Here is a 17,398-nt window from a genome sequence, read left to right as displayed (position 1 = left end):
TGCCTAGCACTCGCCGCTGAACTCATTATTCAAATTGATGAACAATATGAACATGGACGACCAAATAATCCACACCCTCTGGGGCCACCTGCATTGGCTGGGGGTGCTGGCCCAGCAAGGCAGCTACACCGCCGCCGCCACCCGACTGGGGGTGAGCAAGGCCGCCATGAGCCAGCGCATCTCGGAGCTTGAAAAGCTGGCCGGCGTGCCCCTGGTGCAGCGCACCACCCGCAGCGTGCGCCTGACCGAGGCCGGCCAGCGCCTGGTCGACGATACCCGTGCACCCTTCGATGCCATTGCCCACAGCTTTGCCAGCGTGCGCGACCTGGCCGGCACCCCGCGCGGCCTGCTGCGCCTGACCGCACCGGTGGCGCTGGCGCGCCAGCAACTGGTGCCCCGCCTGGCGACCTTCTTGCAGCAGTACCCTGAAGTGCGGCTGGAGCTGGACATGTCGGACCGCATGGCCTCACTGGCCATGGAGGGGCTGGACCTGGCCATCCGCCACAGCGACCAGGTGCCGGAAACCCATGTGGCCTGGAACCTGTGCCCGACCCGCTCGGTGCTGGTGGCCAGCCCCGCCTACCTGGCCCGGCGCGGAACGCCGGGCCACCCCGAAGACCTGCGCCAGCACGATTGCCTGCATTACCCGCGCCGTGGCGGCACCCCCACCTGGACCTTCGAGTCCCCGGCCACCGAAGCCCCGCCCGGCCAGCCAGGGGAGCGGGTCACGGTCCCGGTGGCCGGCCCCCTGGCCGCCAACAACAGCGAGGCCCTGCGCGATGCCGCCCTGGCTGGCATCGGCATCGCCCTGCTGCCCGACTTCAGTGCCCAGGCCGGCCTGCGCGACGGGCAACTGGTTCAGGTGCTGGCCCACTGGGCCAATGCCGGCCCATTTGCCCGGCAGCTGTATGCGATACGCCCCTATTCGGCCCATGTGCCACGAGCGGTCAGCGCACTGGTGCAGCACCTGCGACAATCTCTGGCTGGCGGGTTTGCGCTGCAGGCCCCATCCAAGTCACCCCTGCTGCATGAAGGTGTCGCACCGGCGGCACCTTTATAATCTCCGTTTACCACCTCCCGGGACAACTGCTCCCGACCCCCCGACATGACCAAATTTGTCTTCGTCACCGGCGGTGTGGTGTCTTCCCTGGGCAAGGGAATCGCCTCAGCCTCCCTCGCCGCGATCCTCGAATCGCGAGGCCTCAAAGTCACTCTCATCAAGCTCGATCCGTACATCAACGTCGATCCGGGCACGATGTCGCCGTTCCAGCACGGCGAGGTGTTCGTGACCGATGACGGCGCAGAGACCGACCTCGACCTGGGCCACTACGAGCGTTTCATCGAAACGCGCATGAACAAGACCAACAATTTCACCACCGGCCGGATCTACCAGTCGGTGCTGGAAAAAGAACGCCGCGGTGACTACCTGGGCAAGACCGTTCAGGTGATCCCGCACATCACCAACGAGATCCAGGAATACGTCAAGCGCGGCGCCGGCATCGGCACCCCGGATGAGGTGGACGTGGCCATCGTCGAGATCGGCGGCACCGTCGGCGACATCGAATCGCTGCCCTTCCTGGAAGCCGCACGCCAGATGAGCCTGCGCATGGGCCCGAACAACGCGGCCTTCGTGCACCTGACCTACGTGCCCTGGATCGCTGCGGCCGGCGAACTCAAGACCAAGCCCACCCAGCACACCGTGCAGAAACTGCGCGAAATCGGCATCCAGGCCGATGCGCTGCTGTGCCGTGCCGACCGCCGCATCCCGGAAGACGAACGCGCCAAGATCTCGCTGTTCACCAACGTGCCCGAATGGGGCGTGATCTCCATGTGGGACGTGAACACCATCTACAAAGTGCCCCGCATGCTGCACGAGCAGGGCCTGGACGGCCTGATCTGCGACAAGCTGCGCCTGAACACGCCGCCGACCAAGCTCAAGCGCTGGGACGATCTGGTGTTCGAGACCGAGAACCCCAAGGGCGAGGTCAAGATCGCCATGGTGGGCAAGTACGTCGACCTGTCCGACAGCTACAAATCGCTCAACGAAGCGCTGCGCCATGCCGGCATGAAGAACCATGTCGCGGTCAAGATCGACTACGTCGACTCTGAAACCATCACCCCGCAGGACGTGAAGCGCCTGGGCCAATACGACGCCATCCTGGTGCCGGGCGGCTTTGGCAAGCGCGGCGTCGAAGGCAAGATCTGTGCGGCCCAGTACGCTCGCGAGCACAAGCTGCCTTACCTGGGCATCTGCCTGGGCATGCAGGTGGCCACCATTGAATACGCACGCCACGTGGCCGGCCTGACCGATGCCAACAGCACCGAATTCGAACCCGACTCGCCCCACCCCGTGATCGCCCTGATCACCGAGTGGAAAGACGCCGACGGCACCATCAAGAAGCGCGACGAGAACTCCGACCTGGGCGGCACCATGCGCCTGGGCGCCCAGAGCTCCGACGTGACCCCCGGCACCCTGGCCCACAAGATCTACGGCGACGTGGTGACCGAACGCCATCGCCACCGCTACGAAGCCAACGTGAACTACCTGGACCAGCTGCGCGAAGCGGGCCTGGTGATCTCGGCCCTGACGCAGCGTGAGCACCTGACCGAAATCGTCGAGCTGCCGCAAAGCGTGCACCCGTGGTTCATGGGCGTGCAGTTCCACCCTGAGTTCAAATCCACCCCCTGGGACGGCCACCCGCTGTTCAACGCCTTCATCAAGGCGGCACTGGACCACAAGACTGCGGCCTGAAAGGCCTGGGAAACACCATGAAACTCTGCGGCTTCGACATCGGCCTTGACCAACGCTTCTTCCTGATCGCCGGGCCCTGTGTGGTCGAGTCCGAGCAATTGCAGATGGACACCGCCGGCACGCTGAAGGAAATCACCTCGGCACTCGGCATCCCGTTCATCTTCAAGAGCAGCTACGACAAGGCCAACCGTTCCTCGGGCACCACTTTCCGGGGGCCGGGCATGGAGCGCGGCCTGGAGATCCTGGCCAAGGTCAAGAAAGAGCTGAACGTGCCCATCCTCACCGATGTGCACAGCGAGGCCGAGATCCCGGCCGTGGCCGCCGTGGTCGATGTGCTGCAGACACCGGCCTTCCTGTGCCGGCAAACCGATTTCATTCGCGCCGTGGCCCAGTCCGGCAAGCCGGTGAACATCAAGAAGGGGCAGTTCCTCGCGCCCCACGACATGAAGAACGTCATCGACAAGGCCCGTGCCGCCGCCCGCGACGCCGGCCTGCCCGAGGACAGCTTCATGGCCTGCGAACGCGGCGCCAGCTTCGGCTACAACAACCTCGTCAGCGACATGCGCAGCCTGGCCATCATGCGTGAAACCGGCGCCCCGGTGGTGTTCGATGCCACCCACAGCGTTCAGCTGCCCGGTGGCCAGGGCACCAGCTCAGGCGGCCAGCGTGAAATGGTGCCAGTGCTGGCCCGTGCCGCCGTGGCGGTGGGTGTGGCCGGCCTGTTCATGGAAACCCATCCCAACCCCAGCGAAGCCCTGAGCGACGGCCCGAATGCCGTGCCGCTCAAGCGCATGAAGGCCTTGCTGGAGACCTTGCTCGCGTTGGATTTGGTCACCAAAAAGACACCCTTCCTGGAGAGCGATTTCCAGTGAGTGCGTACATCATTGCGAACGTCACGGTCACCAACCCTGCGCAGTACGACGAGTACCGCCAATGGTCCACCGCCGCCATCCAGGCCCACCAGGCCGAGGTGTGCGTGCGTGGGGGCCAGGTCGAGGTGTTGGAGGGTGACTGGGCACCAGAACGCCTGGTCATCCTGAAGTTTGCAAGTGTGGCCGCCGCCCGGGTCTTTTATGATTCGCCCGAATACGGGCAAGCCCGTGCGGCCCGTGAGGGCGCGGCCATCATGCGCATGATCGTGGTTGAAGGGGTCTGAGCACCCCGACTGCAGACCGTTTTTGTTTTGTTTTGAAAGAAGACAACATGAGTGCAATCGTAGACATCGTCGGCCGTGAAGTCCTGGACAGCCGCGGCAATCCCACCGTCGAATGCGACGTTCTGCTCGAATCGGGCGTCATGGGCCGCGCCGCCGTGCCCTCGGGCGCCTCCACCGGCAGCCGTGAAGCCATCGAACTGCGTGACGGCGACAAGTCGCGCTACCTGGGCAAGGGCGTGCTCAAGGCCGTCGAACACATCAACACCGAGATCTCCGAGGCCGTGCTGGGCCTGGACGCCTCCGAGCAGGCTTTCCTGGACAAGACCCTGATCGATCTGGACGGCACCGACAACAAGAGCCGCCTGGGCGCCAATGCCATGCTGGCCGTGTCCATGGCCGTGGCCCGCGCTGCGGCCGAAGAATCGGGCCTGCCCCTGTACCGCTACTTTGGCGGCATGGGTGGCATGCAACTGCCGGTGCCGATGATGAACGTCATCAACGGTGGCGCGCACGCCAACAACAACCTCGACCTGCAAGAGCTGATGATCATCCCGGTGGGCGCCCCCACCTTCCGTGAAGCCGTGCGTTACGGCGCCGAAGTGTTCCACGCCCTCAAGAAGATCATCCACGACAAGGGCATGAGCACCGCCGTGGGCGACGAAGGCGGCTTTGCCCCCAGCGTGGCCAGCCATGAGGCCGCCATCCAGCTGATCCTGGAAGCCATCGACAAGGCCGGATTCGTGGCCGGCGAGCAGATCGCCCTGGGCCTGGACTGCGCTGCCAGCGAGTTCTACAAGGATGGCAAGTACCACCTCGAAGGCGAAGGTTTGGTGCTGTCGGCCGAAGAATGGACCAACATCCTGGCCACCTGGTGCGACAAGTACCCCATCATCAGCATCGAAGACGGCATGGCCGAAGGCGACTGGGACGGTTGGAAGCACCTGACTGAACGCCTGGGCCAGAAGGTTCAGATCGTGGGTGACGACCTGTTCGTGACCAACACCAAGATCCTGAAAGAAGGCATCGACAAGGGCATCGCCAACTCGATCCTGATCAAGATCAACCAGATCGGCACCCTGACCGAAACCTTCCAGGCCATCGAAATGGCCAAGGTCGCCGGCTACACCGCCGTGATTTCGCACCGCTCGGGCGAAACCGAAGACTCCACCATTGCTGACATCGCCGTGGGCACCAACGCCGGCCAGATCAAGACCGGTTCGATGAGCCGCAGCGACCGCATGGCCAAGTACAACCAGCTGCTTCGCATCGAAGAAGACCTGGGCGACGTGGCCGTCTACCCGGGCCGTGCTGCGTTCTACAACCTGCGCTGAGCCGCCACGGCGCTGATGGGCTGAGACCGCCATGGGCCTTCGACTGCTTCCGCTGATCCTGCTGGCCATGCTGGGCCTGCTGCATGCCCAGCTCTGGCTGGGTCGCGGCAGCATTCCCAACGTCGCCAGCCTGCAGCAGAAAATCGACGAGCAGCAGGCCCGCAACGCGGCGGCGCAGCGCATCAACGACCAGCTCGCCTCCGAGGTCAACGACCTCAAGGAAGGGCTGGCCATGGTCGAAGAACGTGCCCGCATCGAGCTGGGCATGGTCAGGCCCAACGAGATCTTCGTCCAGATCACCAAATAAGCGCCCGGCCTGATGGCTGCGGCGCCTCCTCTTCATGGATGCCCTGTTCACCACCGCGTTTGAACTCTGGGGCGCCCCCACCAGCTGGCTTGAGGTCGTGGCATTTGCCCTCGCCCTGGCCATGGTGGCCTGCAACATCCGTGAAATTCATTGGGGCTGGCCGCTGGCGATACTGAGCTCGGCCCTCTACCTGCTGCTGTTCTGGCGCAACCGCCTGTATGGCGATGCCTTGCTGCAGGCTTTTTTTGTGGCGCTGGCGCTGTGGGGCTGGTCGCAATGGCTGCAAGGCCGCCAAACCCCAGACGGCACACCGCGCCAGGCGCTGCGCATCAGCTCCATGGGCACGCGCGGACGCCTGGGCGTGGTGGTGGCCTGTGTGGCCCTGTGGCCGCTGACCGGGTGGTTCCTGCAGCGCTACACCGACTCCGACGTGCCTTGGTGGGATGCCTTCCCGACCGCCGCCAGCCTGGTGGGGCAAGTGCTGCTGGGGCTCAAGCTGACCGAAAACTGGTTGGTGTGGCTGATCGTCAACCTGGTCTGCATCGGCCTGTTTGCCTACAAGGGCCTGTGGCTGACCACCGTGCTGTACGCCTTGTTCAGCGCCCTGAGCGTGGTGGGCTGGCGGGCCTGGCGGCAACAGCAAGGGCAGCATCACCAGACCGTGGCTCAAGTCCATGGCTGAAACCGGGCTGCGCGTGGCCCTGCTGGGAGCAGAAAGCACCGGCAAGACGGCCCTGAGCCTGGCCCTGGGCCAGGCCCTGAACGACTGTGGCATCGCCTGCACCGTGGTGCCGGAATACCTGCGCGAATGGTGTGAGCACGAGGCCCGCCCCCCCCGTCCCGACGAACAAGCCGCCATTGCCCGAGAACAAGCCCGGCGCATCGTGGAGGCCGCCCGCCACACTGCGCTGGTGCTGGCCGACACCACCCCCCTGATGACCGCGGTGTACAGCGACCTGTTGTTCCAGGACATCCGCCTGTACGCCGACGCGGCGCGCCATCAGCAGGGCTATGCACTCACTCTGCTGACCGGCCTGGACCTGCCCTGGGTGGCCGATGGCCTGCAGCGGGACGGCCCTCAGGTGCGTGAACCGGTGGATGCCCGGCTGCGCCTGGCTCTGAGCAGCCACAGCCTGCCCTACCAGGTGGTGTATGGCACGGGGGAGCGCCGCCTGCAGAACGCGCTGCTGACACTGACCCGATTGCCCAGCCTGCCCCAGCGCAACCGCCTGCTCGAACGCATCGCCAGCCTGCGCGACGAAAAGGTGCTGAACCGCCCCTGGCGCTGCGAGCATTGCAGCGACGGTGCCTGTGAGCACAAGCTCTTCTCGGGCTTGCAGGCACGCGGGTCCTGAAACAAAAACGCCCCATCAAGGGGCGTTTTGGCAGCCTGAGGCACCCATCTGGTGCTTTCTTTTCATTGCACGGTCTTGGTGCCAGGCGCCAGGTGATGCTCGGTGCGGGTGAACAGCGTGGCCGCGTCCACCGCATCGAAATGGTATTGCTGGCCGCAGAACTCGCAGCCCACCTCGATCTGCCCTTGCTCCGCCAGGATGCTTTCGACCTCTTCCGTGCCCAGGCCACGGATCATCTGGCCCACGCGCTCGCGGCTGCAGCTGCAGGCAAAGCGCGGTGCGGTGTCCCCCTTCAGGGGTTCAAAGCGAACCACTTTTTCTTCCCAGAACAGACGACGCAGGATGGTGTCCACATCCAGCGTCAGCAGTTCCTCGCGCTTGAGGCTGCCGGCCAGCAGGGCGATGCGGTTGTAGTGCTCATTCAGGCCGATCTCGTCCTCATTGGCTGCAGAGCGCAGGCTGCCGGCCAAGTTGCCCTCGCCTTCGAGCGGCAGCCGCTGGATCAGCAGGCCCGCAGCCACCTTGTCGTCGGCCGCCAGCACCAGGCAGGTGTCGAGCTGTTCGCTTTGCAGCATGTAGTGCTCCAGCACCGAGCTGAGCTTTTCCAGCTTGTGGCCATGGTCATCGAACAGGGGCACCACCCCCTGGTAGGGCTGTTGGCCCGGGAACTTGTCCTTGGGGTCCAAGGTGATGGCGCAGCGCCCCTTGTTGTGGACATTGACCATCTCGCTCAGGCGCGCCTGCTCGGGCACTTCGCCGACCAGGGTGGCCGTGACACGAAGGCTCAGGTCGGGCTGGGCTTCCGCCACGGCCACACGCACGGGTCCGTCGCCGAACACCTGCAGCACCAAGGCCCCATTGAACTTGATGTTGGACTGCATCAGCACGCTGGCCGCGGCCATCTCACCCAACAGCTCGCGCACCGGCACCGGGTAGGCCCCGGTGGCCGAGTTGGCGGCACGCCGGGCCAGGACCTCGGTCCAGGCATCGGTCAGGCGCACGATCATGCCGCGCACCGGCAGGCCATCAAAAAGAAATTTATGAAGTTCAGACACGCAAAAAAATCCTGAAAATCGCCACCTCGAACAAGCCCGGGAGCTCAGTCGACGCGACGCAAACCCACCTTGAAACGGCGGGCGTTGTCGATGTAATGCTTCGCACTCTGGCGAAGCCCTTCAATCTGCTCGGGGCTGAGCTGGCGGATCGCCTTGGCCGGACTGCCGATGATCATCGAACCGTCCGGGAACTCCTTGCCCTCCGTGACCAGCGAGCCGGCCCCCACCAGGCAGTTCTTGCCGATGCGGGCCCCGTTGAGCACCACCGCACCGATGCCGATCAGCGATTCGTCGCCAATGGTGCACCCGTGCAACATGACCTGATGCCCCACGGTCACATGGCGCCCCACCACCAGCGGCTTGCCGATGTCGGCGTGCAAGACACTGGCGTCCTGGATGTTGGAGCCTTCACCGATGGTGATGGATTCGGTGTCCCCACGCACCACCGTGCCAAACCAGACGCTGGCGTCCTGCCCCAGGCTGACCCGGCCCATCACCTGTGCGCTGTCTGCAATCCAGGCCGATTCGGCCACTTCCGGGGCCACCCCGTCGAGTTCATACACTGCCATTCATTGTCTCCAGTGGGTTCATTTGGGGCCGCTTTGTCAGCCATCAAGTGCCGGGCAGGCCCGGCGGCGCAGCCTAGAATTGTAGAGATGGAGCTACGTCAACGTGCATTGGAGGTCTTGTGCCTCACCGATCCCGCCCAAAAAGTGGCGGCCACCGTGGCCTTGCACGAGCAGGCTGGTGCGTTGGCCCTGGCCGTGAACACCCGGCTGCAAGCCCCCGCTGGCGCCCTGCTGCCCGGCCACCCCGACCGCCCACCCTTGGTCAAGCACACCGAAGTGGTCAAACGGTCGCCCAGCACGGTGGAAGGGCGGGCCGCTTTGCTGCACTCGATCGCACACATCGAATTCAACGCCATCAACCTGGCCCTTGATGCGGTCTGGCGTTTTGCGGGCATGCCCGAGGCCTTCTACACCGATTGGCTGCGGGTGGCCCGTGAGGAGGCCTACCACTTCGAACTGCTGCGTGCACAATTGCAACGCATGCCCCACAACGGGCACCCCTGGGACTACGGCGACTTTCCGGCCCACCAGGGCCTGTGGTCCATGTGCGAGCGGACTGCGGACGACATCGTGGCCCGCATGGCCCTGGTGCCTCGCACCATGGAGGCTCGGGGCCTGGATGCCACTCCGCTGATCCAGACCAAGCTGCGGCGCATTGGCACACCCGACGCGCTCGAGGCCGTCAGCGTGCTGGACATCATCCTGCGCGACGAAGTCGGTCACGTGGCCATCGGCAACCACTGGTACCGCTGGCTGTGCGAGCGTCAGGGCCTGGACCCGGTGGCGCTCTACCCCGAGCTGACGCGCCGCCACGAGGCCCCGCGCATGCGCCCCCCCTTCAACGACCAGGCCCGGCGTGCGGCAGGTTTCACGGAAATCGAGATGGAATGGCTGCAAAACGGGTAAAGCACCGCTTGGGAGTCCGTCAAGAGCGTCTTGAGCCCCGTTCATCTCTAAAATAGCGGCCGTGAAAGGCCTCCCCACATGACTGCTGTACGTCCGAACAACGCCCCTCCTGCCGGCGGGGCTCCATCAATGGCCAACGGACAAACCCAGGCGCCCATGATTGCCCGCCAAGCCATCGTCGATGCCTCCCACAATGTCGTGGGCTACGAACTGTTCGACCGCAGCCAGGCCAGCGGCGACCACACGGCGGCTTCGGACGTGTCCCTGGTGTTCAATGCCCTCTCGCACGTCGGTGAAGAGGACCTGTTCGGCAAGCTGTTCCTGTTTGTCAACTGCACCCATGACAGTCTGGCGGGCGGTCACCTGGATCTGGTCAACCCCGAGCGCCTGGTGCTGGAAATCCCGCCCCTGGACGACCCGGCCCCCCAGAACGTGGAGCACCGCCTGCCCATCCTGGCCCAGTTGCGTCAGCGGGGCTTTCGGCTTGCCTTCGGGCAGTTTGTGCTCGAACCGGCCTATGCGCTGTGGCGCCCGCTGGCCACGTTCGTGAAGCTGGATCTGGCACTGATTGCCAACAATGACCTGAAAGAGGTGGTCAAGAACGCCCGCCGCAGCACCGATGCCGCCCTGATTGCCGAGAAGGTCGAAACGGCCGAGCAATATGACCGCGTGTCCAGCCTGGGCGTGCAGTTGTTCCAGGGGTACTGGTTCGCGCGCCCGACGCTGGTCAAGACCCGCATGGTGTCGCCGTCACAGGCGCACATCCTGCAATTGCTCAAGCTGGTGCGCAACCAGGCCAGCACCGATGAGATCGAGGAAGTGCTGAAAAAGGACGCGGGCCTGGCCTTCAACCTGCTGCGCCTGATCAACTCGGCAGGCTTTGGCTACGCCCGCGAAGTCACCTCCTTCCGTCAGGCCGTCATGCTCTTGGGCCTCAAGAAGCTGTTCCGCTGGGCGGCCCTGCTGCTCACAGCCACCCGCGCCGACAACTCGCCGGCCACCATCGGCAACATGGCCGTGGTGCGCGGGCGCCTGATGGAACTGCTGGCCGAACAGGTGATGAGCCCCGAGGATGCCGACAACGCCTTCGTGGTGGGCATCTTCTCGCTGCTCGACGTGATGTTGGGCGTACCGCTGGACCAGGCCCTGGAAACCCTGACCCTGCCCCACACCGTGACAGACGTGCTGCTGAACAAGGAAGGCCCCTACGCCCCGTTGCTGGAGCTGGCAGAAGCCTGCGAGCTGGGTGATGAAGTGCGCTTCAACCAGGCCTGTCAAACCCTCAAGCTGAGCGGCCAGCAAGCCAACTGGGCCCATTTGCAGGCCTTGGCCTGGGCCGACCAGATGGTCAATGAGGCCTGAGCGGACCAGCTTGGCGCCGTCGGCCCGACACAGATCAAAGCAATGCAGGAAGGACACCCCATGAGTTCCAACGAAGCCCCGCCGGGCGACAGCGCCCTGTCGCCACTGGACAGAATCGCCGACAACGCGGCGGGCAACCCGGCCGAAGACGAAAACGCCTCGGTGATCGCGCGCCAGGCCATCGTGGACGAACACCGTGCCGTCTACGGCTACGAGCTTTTTGACCGCTCCACCCGCGGTGCCAGCCACACCGCCGCCAGCGACGCGGCCTTGCTGTTCAATGCCTTGTCCTATGCCGGCACCGAAGCCCTGGTGGGCAAGAAGACGGTGTTCATCAACTGCACCCATGACAGCCTGGCCGGGGGACACCTGGAGTTGATCAGCCCCGAAAAAGTGGTGCTGGAAGTGCCGCCCATGCCCACCGATGACGTGGAGCTGATCGAGCAGCGGGCCTTGATTCTGAAAGACCTGCGCGAGCGTGGTTTCCGGCTGGCGTTTCCGCACATGATGCTGCGCCGGGCCTATGCCTCGTGGCTGCCGCTGGCCTCGTTCATCAAGATCGAGATGAACATCCTGAAGCCTGAGCTGGCCGAGCCCCTGGTCAAGTTCGCCCGAGCCAACACCAAGGCCGAGATGATCGCCGAGAAGGTGGAGACCGCCGAACAGTTCGAGCGCATGGCCAAGCTGGGCGTGAAGCTTTTCCAGGGCTTCTGGTTCGCCAAGCCCTCGCTGGTTCAGGCCAAGACCATCCGCCCTTCGCAGGCCACCATCATCCAGTTGATCAACCTGGTGCGCAAACAGGCCGACGCGGGCGACATCGAGGAACTGCTCAAGAAAGACCCCACCCTGTCTTTCAACCTGCTGCGCTTCATCAATTCGGCCGGCTTCGGCCTGCAGGTCGAGGTCACTTCGTTCCGCCATGCCGTGATGATGCTCGGCATGAAAAAGCTGTTCCGCTGGGCCGCCCTGCTGCTCACCACGTCGAAGGATGGTGCACCGCCCGCGGTGGGCACCACCGCCGTGGTGCGTGGGCGCCTGATGGAGTTGCTGGCCGCCGAACTGCTGCCCGCCGAGGAATGCGACAACGCCTTCATCGTGGGGGTGTTCTCGCTGCTCGACACCATGCTGGGCATCTCGCTGGACAAGGCGCTCAACACGGTCTCGCTGCCGCAGAACGTGGTCGATGCCCTGCTGAACAAGACCGGTGTGTTCTGGCCCTTCCTGGAGCTGACCATCGCTTGCGAATCAGGGGATGACGCGGTGTTTGCCCGTGTGGCTACCGAACTGCACCTGTCCAACCGCCAGGTCAACTGGGCCCACCTTCAAGCCCTGGATTGGGCCGAGTCGCTCAACGACTGAGGCTCTCAGCCCCACCCACCGCAGCGGCGGGTGGATGGGCGGGCCCTGGGCCTCAATCTGCCTTGATGCCAGCCTGCCGGATGATGCGGGCGTTGGCCTCGGACTCCTGGGCAATCAAGCGGGCGAAATCACTGGCCTTGCCCCCTGCAGGCAGGTTTTCGCTGGCCAGCAGCCGGCTGCGCACATCGGGCTGGGCCAGCACCCGGTTCACCTCGGCATTGATGCGCTCCACCACGGCCACCGGCGTGCGGGCCGGTGCCAGCAACCCGAACTGCGACGCCAGGTTGGCTGCGGGGTAGCCCAACTCGGCCAGTGTGGGCACCTTGGGCAAGGCCTCCAGGCGGCTGGCGGCACCCACCGCCAAAGGCTGCAGGCGCCCGCTCTTCACCTGCTGCAGCACGGCGGCGCTGGCATTGGTCGACAAGACCTCAAACTGGCCGCTCAAGGCGTCCGTCATCTGTTGCCCGCCGCCCTTGTACGGCACGTGCGTGATGTCCACCTGGGCCGCAGCCCGCAGTTGCTCCAGCATGATGTGGCCCAGTGAGGCCTGACCGGCCGTGGCCCAACGCACCTGCCCCGGCTGCTTGCGCGCCTGCGCCAGCAGCCCGGCAAAATCGTTCAAACCCGACCCTGGCGTGGCCAACAGCAGCACCGGCGAAGCCATCACGTTCACCACCGGCACGAGGTCATGGGCCGGGTCATAGGGCAGCTTGCCCAGGTGGGGGCTCAGGGTCAGCGGGCTGATGGCACTGAAGCCCAAGGTGTAGCCATCGGGGGCGGCCTTGGCCACCGCGTCCATGGCAATCGCCCCACTGGCACCGGCCTTGTTCTCGATCACCACAGGCTGCCCTAACGGGCCTTGCAGGCGCTCGGCCAGCAGGCGGGCCACCACATCGCTCACGCCGCCGGGGGGATAGGCCACCAGCAGGCGCACCGGGCGCGTGGGCCAGGCCGGCGTGGCCTGCGCCCAGGCCCCTCGGGCGACAGGCAACAGGCCCAGGGCAGAGGACCGGGCCAGAAATTGGCGGCGTGAGTTCAGGAACATGAAAACTCCAAAGCGAGAGGTGGGGAGCAGGCTGGAGGGCGCGGCATCAGACCATGTGCCGCCCTCAGCCTCGCGGGTGATGTTGGGCATGCAGCTGGCGCAGGCGCTCCCGGGCCACATGGGTGTAGATGGTGGTGGTCGAGATGTCGGCATGGCCGAGCAGCATCTGCACGGCGCGCAAATCGGCCCCGTGGTTGAGCAGGTGAGTGGCAAACGCGTGGCGCAACGTGTGCGGCGACAGCGGTGACCGGATGCCGGCCTGCTCGGCATTTTTTCGAACGATGACCCAGAACATGGCCCGGGTCATGCCCTGCCCGCGCTGGGTGACAAACAGGTCGTCACTGAGCTGCCCCCCCAGGATGACCGGCCGGGCCTGCGCCAGGTAGGCCTGCAGCCAGTCGCGCGCCACTTCGCCGAAAGGCACCAGCCGCTCCTTGCCGCCCTTGCCCTGGGCCTTGAGAACCCCCTCAGACAGGCCCACCTCATGCAGGCGCAAGCCCACCAGCTCGGAGACCCGCAGGCCACTGGCATAGACCAGCTCCAGCATGGCCCGGTCGCGCAAACCCAGCGGGGTGCTGGTATCAGGGGCCGCCAGCAAGGCCTCGACCTGGGCCTCGCTGAGGGTCTTGGGCACGCGCAGCGGCTGACGCGCCGCCTGCAGGCGCAGCGTGGGGTCCACCGAGATGTGCCGCTCGCGCAGGGCCCAATGGAAATACCGGCGCAGCACGGTCAGCCGCCGGTTGGAAGTGGTGATGCGGCTCTGCGCATGGCGTTGGGCAAAGTACTGCTGAATGTGTTCCTCGCCAGCGCCATCGAGCGACAGCCCCTGCTGCGCCAGCGCGCCGGCAAACAGGCTCAGGTCACGCCGGTAGGCCGCCAGGGTGTTCTGTGACAGGCCGTCTTCCAGCCACAGGGCATCGATGAAGCTGTCGATCAGGCCCTGGCTGCGTGGCGTGGGGACAGGCGTCGATGTGGGCTGGGTCAGCGTGGACATGGATGAGGGCAGGCAGAGCCCGAACTATGCCATGCCCCAGACGCAAAAAAGGCCGGTTGCTGTGGCAAGCAACCGGCCTGTGGCATCAGGGCCCGAACAGGCCTCGCCGAGCCCGAAGGTTCACAAGCTCAATCCAGGGTGAGCTTTTGCTGTTGCACCACGCGCTTGTAGACCTCGAACTCCGACTTGATCTGGTCGGCGAACTGCTCGGGGGTGTTGCCCACGATGATCGAACCGGTGTCTTCGATGCGCTTGCGCACGGCCGGATCTTCCAGGGCCTTGCGCACGCCGGCGTTGATCTTGTCCACCACCTCCTTGGGCAGGCCCTTGGGGCCATAGATGCCGTAGTAGGCCATGCGGTTCACCGGCTCCAGCCCGACCTCCTTGAAGGTGGGCACATTGGGCAAGGCCGCCAAACGCGTGGGGGCGGCCACCACGATGGGGATCAGCCGGTTTTCACGCACAAAGGGCATGGCCGAGGGCATGTTGTCGAAAATCATCGGCACCTGACCCGCCACCGTGTCGTTCAAGGCCGGCCCCGCACCCCGGTAAGGGATGTGGGTGACGAACACGCCCGCCAGGTTCTTGTAGAGCTCCATCTGCAGGTGGCCAATGCCCCCGGTGCCCGACGACGAGTACGAGTACTTGCCGGGCGACTTCTTCACCTCGGCCAGAAAGCTCTTGTAGTCCTTGCCCGGGAAGCTCGGGTGCACCGCGATCACGTTCGGCGTGGCCGCCACGTTGACGATGGGGCTGAAGTCGGTCAGCGGGTTGTACGGGATCTTGGGGTTGATGGCGGGGTTGGCGGCCGTGGTCGAGACCGTGGCCACGCCCAGGCTGTAGCCATCGGGCACCGCACGCGCCGTTTCGGTGGCCCCCACCACGCCGCCGCCGCCCGCCTTGTTGATCACCACCACGGGTTGCCCCAGCACCTTGCCCAGCGGGTCGGCGATGGTGCGGGCGATGATGTCGGTCGTGCCCCCTGGCGCAAACGGAACGACCAACTGAATGGCCTTGGTCGGGTAAGACTGCGCCCACACGGCACCGGTCAATGTGCTCAGGGCGAGTGCAGCAATCCAGGTACGACGATGCATTTGAATTCTCCTAGTCAACGCGTTCTTGAATGAGTGCGAGATCGTAACGGCTAGCCCGACCTCTGCCCCTGTGGAAAGCAGCTAGTGACAAACCCTGTGGGCCCCTGACTGTTATTCTCGACCGGTGAACTACGCCCAACTGCTCTTCCCCGATTTTTCGCTGATTCTCTGCGGCTTTCTGTTGTGCCGATACACCGCGCTGAACCGCACCGTGTGGCAACAGGTCGAGAGCCTGGTGTATTTCTTTCTGTTTCCGGTGCTGCTGTTCCACTCCATCGTGAAAAGCCCGCTGAACCTGGGCGAAGCGTCCTCGCTGCTCACAGCCGGGGTGTTGATGGGGGTGTCGGGCATTGGGCTGTCGTATGCGCTGCCTCACCTGCCGATCGTGGGCCGCTTCATGCGCGGGCGCGAGCACCCGGCCAGCGTGCAGGTGGCGTTCCGCTTCAATTCATTCATTGCCCTGGCCATCACCGACCGGCTCGCCGGGCCCCAGGGCATGTTGCTGATCGCGGTGTTGATCGGCGTTTGCGTGCCGATTTTCAATGTGGCGGCGGTCTGGCCCATGGCACGCCACGCCAAGCGCGGCTTCGTGGGCGAGATTCTGCGCAACCCCTTGGTGCTGGCCACGGCCAGCGGGCTGCTGGCCAACCTGGCGGGCTTCACCATGCCGGTCTGGCTGGACCCGACGGTCAGCCGCATCGGCGCGGCTTCGCTGGCACTGGGCTTGATGTCGGCCGGCGCAGGCATGGAGATCGGGCAACTGGCCAAGGCCCGCACCCTGGCCGTGGCCGTTCTGTCCATCCGACACCTGATGCTGCCACTGCTGGCCTGGGGCCTGGCCCGCGCCTTCGGGCTGGACACCGTGCAGACCACGGTGCTGCTGGCGTTTTCAGCCCTGCCCACCGCCTCGACCTGCTATGTGCTGGCCGCCCGCATGGGCTACAACGGCCCCTATGTGGCTGGCCTGGTCACCCTGTCGACCCTGCTGGGCATGGCGAGCCTGCCCTTTGCCCTGGGGGTGCTGCGCTAAGCGCCCAGGCCAGGTGCTCGGCCAACACCGCGTCGGCACCGGCCTGATGTGCCGCCAGGGCCTGGCGCAGCACCACGGCCTCGTCACCCGCCAGGCCACCCTGCAGGGCATTGCCGGCCGCCACGCTCAGATTGCGCACCCAGCGCCAATGGCCGATGCGACGGATCGCACTGCCCTCGGTGCGGCGCAGAAACTCGCCCTCGGACCAGCCCAGCAAATGCGCCAGCGTCTGGCCTGACAGGCCGGCGCGCTCGTCGAAATCGGGCAAGGGCGAGCGTTGCGCAAACTTGTTCCAGGGGCACACCAGTTGGCAATCATCGCAGCCGTAGATGCGGTTGCCCAACAGCGGACGCAGGGCCAGGTCGATCGGGCCATCGTGCTCGATGGTGAGGTAAGAGACACAGCGGCGCGCATCCACCCGGTGGGGCGCCACGATGGCCTGCGTAGGGCAGGCCTGTACACAGGCGCTGCACTGGCCGCAGTGCGCCGTGACCGGTTCAGTGGGCGGCAAGGCGATGTCCAGGTAGATCTCACCGAGGAAGAACATCGAACCCCCGTCGCGGTTCAGCACCAGGGTGTGCTTGCCGCGCCAGCCCTGGCCACTGCGGGCGGCCAGTTCGGCCTCCAGCACCGGGGCCGAATCGGTGAACACCCGGTGCCCCAGAGGCCCCAACTCGGCGGCCATGCGCTCGGCCAGTTTTTGCAATCGGCTGCGCAACACCTTGTGGTAGTCACGGCCCCGCGCATACAAGGACACCACCGCCTCGCCGGGACGCTGCAATCGCGCCAGTTCATGCCCGGTCCAGTCGACTGGGGTGCTGGCGGGCAGATAATCCATGCGCGCGGTCAGCACGCTGACCGTGCCCGGCACCAGTTCGGCTGGCCGGGCCCGCTTCAGCCCGTGCGCCGCCATGTAATTCATGCTGCCGTGGAACCCGGCAGCCAGCCAGGCCTCCAAGCCTGGCTCGGCACTCGCCAGATCGATGCCGGCGACGCCGATTTGAGAAAATCCCAGCGCCCGGGCCCAGCCCTGGATGTCGGATACAAGTTGATGGCCATTGATTTGCACCCCGGAATTGTAGG

General features: G+C 65.3%; 18 protein-coding genes. 12 read left to right on the top strand and 6 right to left on the bottom strand.

What is annotated here, in order from left to right; all coding sequences use genetic code 11:
• Window positions 1-52: 52 nt before the first annotated feature.
• From AC07PT_RS24420 to AC07PT_RS24385, 8 genes are read left to right on the top strand one after another with little or no spacing between them, the layout of a single operon-like run.
• The gene (locus tag AC07PT_RS24420) at window positions 53-1,060 is read left to right on the top strand and encodes a LysR family transcriptional regulator (RefSeq protein ID WP_494658433.1); all 1,008 of its coding nucleotides are present in this window, start codon (window positions 53-55) and stop codon (window positions 1,058-1,060) included.
• Window positions 1,061-1,105: 45 nt separating this feature from the next.
• On the top strand, window positions 1,106-2,752 hold the full coding sequence (gene pyrG / locus AC07PT_RS24415) for a CTP synthase (RefSeq protein ID WP_492348674.1): 1,647 nt from the start codon (window positions 1,106-1,108) through the stop codon (window positions 2,750-2,752).
• A gap of 17 nt (window positions 2,753-2,769) precedes the next feature.
• Entirely contained in the window at window positions 2,770-3,624 is an 855-nt protein-coding gene (gene kdsA / locus AC07PT_RS24410) for a 3-deoxy-8-phosphooctulonate synthase (RefSeq protein ID WP_492348673.1), read from the top strand.
• Entirely contained in the window at window positions 3,621-3,908 is a 288-nt protein-coding gene (locus AC07PT_RS24405) for a DUF1330 domain-containing protein (RefSeq protein ID WP_494658432.1), read from the top strand. Before kdsA ends, AC07PT_RS24405 begins: the two co-directional genes overlap by 4 nt.
• Before the next feature lie 47 nt (window positions 3,909-3,955).
• Window positions 3,956-5,239: a phosphopyruvate hydratase gene (gene eno, locus AC07PT_RS24400; protein ID WP_492348671.1), complete on the top strand. Its 1,284-nt coding sequence runs from the start codon at window positions 3,956-3,958 to the stop codon at window positions 5,237-5,239.
• 31 nt (window positions 5,240-5,270) lie between these two features.
• On the top strand, window positions 5,271-5,546 hold the full coding sequence (gene ftsB, locus AC07PT_RS24395) for a cell division protein FtsB (RefSeq protein WP_492348670.1): 276 nt from the start codon (window positions 5,271-5,273) through the stop codon (window positions 5,544-5,546).
• 34 nt (window positions 5,547-5,580) lie between these two features.
• Window positions 5,581-6,228 carry a nicotinamide riboside transporter PnuC gene (gene pnuC, locus AC07PT_RS24390; RefSeq protein WP_494658431.1) on the top strand — a complete coding sequence of 216 codons (648 nt, stop codon included), beginning with the start codon at window positions 5,581-5,583 and terminating at the stop codon, window positions 6,226-6,228.
• On the top strand, window positions 6,221-6,901 hold the full coding sequence (locus tag AC07PT_RS24385; protein WP_494658430.1) for an AAA family ATPase: 681 nt from the start codon (window positions 6,221-6,223) through the stop codon (window positions 6,899-6,901). Before pnuC ends, AC07PT_RS24385 begins: the two co-directional genes overlap by 8 nt.
• A 62-nt stretch (window positions 6,902-6,963) precedes the next feature.
• On the opposite strand, the gene hslO is transcribed toward AC07PT_RS24385, so the two are convergent.
• Window positions 6,964-7,956, bottom strand: coding sequence for an Hsp33 family molecular chaperone HslO (hslO, locus tag AC07PT_RS24380; RefSeq protein ID WP_492348667.1), 993 nt, complete (start codon window positions 7,954-7,956; stop codon window positions 6,964-6,966).
• A gap of 44 nt (window positions 7,957-8,000) precedes the next feature.
• A complete protein-coding gene (locus AC07PT_RS24375; protein ID WP_492348666.1) occupies window positions 8,001-8,525 on the bottom strand; it encodes a gamma carbonic anhydrase family protein in 525 nt (174 codons plus the stop codon).
• Between the two features lie 87 nt (window positions 8,526-8,612).
• Here AC07PT_RS24375 and AC07PT_RS24370 point away from each other — a divergent pair, with 87 nt between their 5' ends.
• The 3 genes from AC07PT_RS24370 (at window position 8,613) to AC07PT_RS24360 (ending at window position 12,152) form a co-directional block, all read left to right on the top strand.
• On the top strand, window positions 8,613-9,431 hold the full coding sequence (locus AC07PT_RS24370) for a ferritin-like domain-containing protein (RefSeq protein ID WP_494658429.1): 819 nt from the start codon (window positions 8,613-8,615) through the stop codon (window positions 9,429-9,431).
• A gap of 129 nt (window positions 9,432-9,560) precedes the next feature.
• On the top strand, window positions 9,561-10,793 hold the full coding sequence (locus AC07PT_RS24365; RefSeq protein WP_494658428.1) for an EAL and HDOD domain-containing protein: 1,233 nt from the start codon (window positions 9,561-9,563) through the stop codon (window positions 10,791-10,793).
• A 60-nt stretch (window positions 10,794-10,853) separates the two neighbouring features.
• Window positions 10,854-12,152: an EAL and HDOD domain-containing protein gene (locus AC07PT_RS24360; RefSeq protein ID WP_492348663.1), complete on the top strand. Its 1,299-nt coding sequence runs from the start codon at window positions 10,854-10,856 to the stop codon at window positions 12,150-12,152.
• Window positions 12,153-12,204: 52 nt separating this feature from the next.
• Here AC07PT_RS24360 and AC07PT_RS24355 read toward each other — a convergent pair whose 3' ends face one another.
• From AC07PT_RS24355 to AC07PT_RS24345, 3 genes are all read right to left on the bottom strand, one after another.
• A complete protein-coding gene (locus AC07PT_RS24355) occupies window positions 12,205-13,197 on the bottom strand; it encodes a Bug family tripartite tricarboxylate transporter substrate binding protein (protein WP_494658427.1) in 993 nt (330 codons plus the stop codon).
• Between the two features lie 64 nt (window positions 13,198-13,261).
• Window positions 13,262-14,191 (bottom strand): site-specific tyrosine recombinase XerD, encoded by a 930-nt coding sequence (gene xerD, locus AC07PT_RS24350; protein ID WP_494658426.1) that lies wholly within the window; start codon window positions 14,189-14,191, stop codon window positions 13,262-13,264.
• 128 nt (window positions 14,192-14,319) lie between these two features.
• On the bottom strand, window positions 14,320-15,285 hold the full coding sequence (locus AC07PT_RS24345) for a tripartite tricarboxylate transporter substrate binding protein BugE (RefSeq protein WP_494658425.1): 966 nt from the start codon (window positions 15,283-15,285) through the stop codon (window positions 14,320-14,322).
• 124 nt (window positions 15,286-15,409) lie between these two features.
• Here AC07PT_RS24345 and AC07PT_RS24340 point away from each other — a divergent pair, with 124 nt between their 5' ends.
• Entirely contained in the window at window positions 15,410-16,315 is a 906-nt protein-coding gene (locus tag AC07PT_RS24340) for an AEC family transporter (protein ID WP_494658424.1), read from the top strand.
• Here the strand turns inward: AC07PT_RS24340 and queG are convergent.
• The gene (gene queG, locus AC07PT_RS24335) at window positions 16,254-17,384 is read right to left on the bottom strand and encodes a tRNA epoxyqueuosine(34) reductase QueG (protein WP_494658423.1); all 1,131 of its coding nucleotides are present in this window, start codon (window positions 17,382-17,384) and stop codon (window positions 16,254-16,256) included. The two genes, AC07PT_RS24340 and queG, sit on opposite strands and share 62 nt — an antisense overlap.
• Window positions 17,385-17,398: the final 14 nt, after the last annotated feature.

It is taken from the genome of Curvibacter sp. GW821-FHT09D12 (genome assembly GCF_059416245.1).
This window is presented reverse-complemented; position numbering and strand designations above follow the sequence as displayed.